This window comes from Caballeronia pedi, from assembly GCF_001544915.2.
GTDB classification, from domain to species: domain Bacteria; phylum Pseudomonadota; class Gammaproteobacteria; order Burkholderiales; family Burkholderiaceae; genus Caballeronia; species Caballeronia pedi.
This window is the reverse complement of sequence record NZ_FCOE02000099.1, coordinates 1-2,608: the sequence shown is the minus strand read 5'-3', so window position 1 is coordinate 2,608 and position 2,608 is coordinate 1. Positions and strand designations below refer to the sequence as shown.

Sequence of the window (2,608 nt, the reverse complement as noted above, 5' to 3'; positions counted from 1 at the left end):
GTTGATTCGGTTGATTCGGTTCAGTACGGCTTGAAGTAATCGAACGGCTCGCGGCAATCGATGCAGCGATACAGCGCCTTGCACGCCGTCGAGCCGAACTGCGCCAGCTTCTCCGTGTGCGTCGAGCCGCAGCGCGGACAGGCGATCACTTCGGGCTTGCGGGGCACGAAACGGATCGGCTTCACGTTCGATACGGGCGTGCTGCCGCATTGACCCGTCGGTGGTGCGATGCCGTAGCGGCGCAGCTTCTCGCGCGCTTCATCGGTGATCCAGTCGGTCGTCCACGCCGGCGCCAGCACCGTCTCGACGCGATGCGCGCCGAGCTCGGCCTGATCGATCGCCTGCGCGATGTCCTCGGCAATCTGCGACATCGCCGGACAGCCCGAGTACGTCGGCGTGATCACCACTTCGAGCACGCCATCGTCGCCGTGGCGCACATCGCGAAGAATGCCCAGCTCGCGAATCGATACCACCGGAATCTCCGGATCGGGCACCGCTTCGAGCACGTGCCACGCGCGTTCGATGGTTGCGTCGGCCGTATTCATTTACCAGCTCGCGCCCGGATGTTGACGCGCGAGACTCTGCATTTCCGCCAGCAGATAACCCATGTGCTCGGAGTGCTCGCCGTGCTTGCCTGTCGTGATGTGCTTCACTTCGGCGGGCGCCGTCAGCGTGGCTTCTTCGAGCGCCGATGCGACCTGCTCACGCCACGCCGCTTCGAACGCGCTCGCCAGCTGCGCGATGCCCGCATCGGCGACGGCCTGTTCGATTGCATCGGTGGCGAAGAACTCGCGCGTGTACGGCATCAGATAATCGAGCGCGGCCTGCGCACGGCGATGCGACTCGTCCGTGCCATCGCCGAAGCGCACCAGCCAGTCGCGCGCATGATGCAGGTGATAGCTCGTCTCCTTGATCGACTTCGCCGCGATCGCCGCGAGTTGCGCATCGCTCGATGTCTGCAACGCGCTCCACACTTCGATCATCAGCGCGGAGTACAGGAAGTTGCGCACGATCGTCACTGCGTAATCGCGCTCGGCGCGTGTCGTGCCCGCCAGCGGCCCGACGTGCGGCAACTCCGCGATCGTGTAGTTGGCGAACTCGCGTTCGGTGCGGAAATACGCGTAGTCGTCTTCGGTTTTTTTCGTGCCGTTCAGCGATGCTTCGAGCGTCGCCGCGTGCGTATAAAGAAGCCGCGACTGACCGATCAGATCCAGACTGATGTTCGCCAGCGCGATGTCTTCTTCCAGCGCCGGGCCGTGACTGCACCATTCGGCGTTGCGCTGGCCGAGGATCAGCGCGTTGTCCGCGAGGCGCAGCACGTAAGCGAGATGTTCCTGATTCATGGCTCTCTCGCCCTTACATGTGATTGATTTCGTCGGGCAGCACGAAGAACGTCGGATGCCGATAGATCTTGTCGGCCGCCGGCTCGAACAATTCACCCTTGTCCGCCGGGTCCGATGCCGTGATCGCCGCCGACGGCACCACCCAGATGCTCACGCCTTCCTGACGGCGCGTGTACACGTCGCGCGCCATGCGCAATGCCGCGCCCGCGTCCGGTGCGTGCAGGCTGCCGCAATGCTTGTGATCCAGTCCCTGCTTGCTGCGCACGAACACTTCCCAGATCGGCCATTCCTTGTTCATCTTCATCGTCTCCATGCTCATGCAGCTTGTTGGTGGGCGCGGACTTTCTGTTTCTCCGCGTAGGCAAGGGCCGCTTCGCGCACCCATGCGCCTTCGTCGTGCGCCTTCACGCGCGTGGCGAGGCGCTCCTTGTTGCACGGGCCGTCGCCGTTGACCACGCGCCAGAATTCTTCCCAGTCGATCTCGCCGTAGTCGTGCGCGTTGCGTTGCGCATTCCACTTCAGATCAGGGTCAGGCAGCGTGACGCCCAGAATCTTCGCCTGCTCGACGGTCGCGTCGACGAATTTCTGACGCAGGTCATCGTTCGAGATGCGCTTGATGCCCCACGCGAAGGACTGGCCGCTGTGGATCGAATCCTTGTCGCTCGGGCCGAACATCATCAGCACCGGCCACCACCAGCGGTTCACCGCCTGCTGCACGAGGTCCTTCTGCGCCTGCGTGCCTTTCATCATCGAGAGCAGCGCGTCGAAGCCCTGGCGTTGATGGAACGACTCTTCCTTGCAGATGCGGATCATCGCGCGGGCATACGGCCCATAGGTGCAGCGGCACAGCGGAATCTGGTTCATGATCGCCGCGCCATCGACCAGCCAGCCGATCACGCCGACATCGGCCCAGGTGGGCGTCGAGTAATTGAAGATGCTCGAATATTTGGCCTTGCCCGCGTGCAGCGCGCCGACCAGTTGATCGCGCGAGACGCCGAGCGTTTCGGCGGCGCTATAGAGATAGAGGCCGTGGCCGCCTTCGTCCTGCACCTTGGCCAGCAGAATCGCCTTGCGCTTGAGGCTCGGCGCGCGGCTGATCCAGTTGCCCTCGGGCTGCATGCCGATGATCTCCGAATGCGCGTGCTGCGAAATCTGACGCACCAGCGTCTTGCGATACGCCTCGGGCATCCAGTCCTGCGGCTCGATCTTGCCGTCGGCTTGCATGATCGCGTCGAAACGGGTCTGGTCCGGCGAAGCGGCTGAGG

The 2,608-nt window shown here is 63.6% G+C and carries 4 protein-coding genes; all 4 read right to left on the bottom strand.

Annotation, left to right across the window (positions count from 1 at the left end; translation table 11 throughout):
- Positions 1-20: 20 nt before the first annotated feature.
- Positions 21-545 carry a 1,2-phenylacetyl-CoA epoxidase subunit PaaD gene (paaD, locus tag AWB80_RS42645; protein WP_061180596.1) on the bottom strand — a complete coding sequence of 175 codons (525 nt, stop codon included), beginning with the start codon at positions 543-545 and terminating at the stop codon, positions 21-23.
- Positions 546-1,343, bottom strand: a complete 798-nt coding sequence (gene paaC, locus AWB80_RS42640) for a 1,2-phenylacetyl-CoA epoxidase subunit PaaC (RefSeq protein ID WP_061180595.1) — start codon at positions 1,341-1,343, stop codon at positions 546-548.
- 13 nt (positions 1,344-1,356) lie between these two features.
- Positions 1,357-1,641 (bottom strand): 1,2-phenylacetyl-CoA epoxidase subunit PaaB, encoded by a 285-nt coding sequence (gene paaB, locus AWB80_RS42635; RefSeq protein ID WP_014191517.1) that lies wholly within the window; start codon positions 1,639-1,641, stop codon positions 1,357-1,359.
- Positions 1,642-1,658: 17 nt separating this feature from the next.
- On the bottom strand, positions 1,659-2,608 hold a 950-nt coding region (gene paaA, locus AWB80_RS42630), incomplete at its 5' end, for a 1,2-phenylacetyl-CoA epoxidase subunit PaaA (protein ID WP_061180594.1).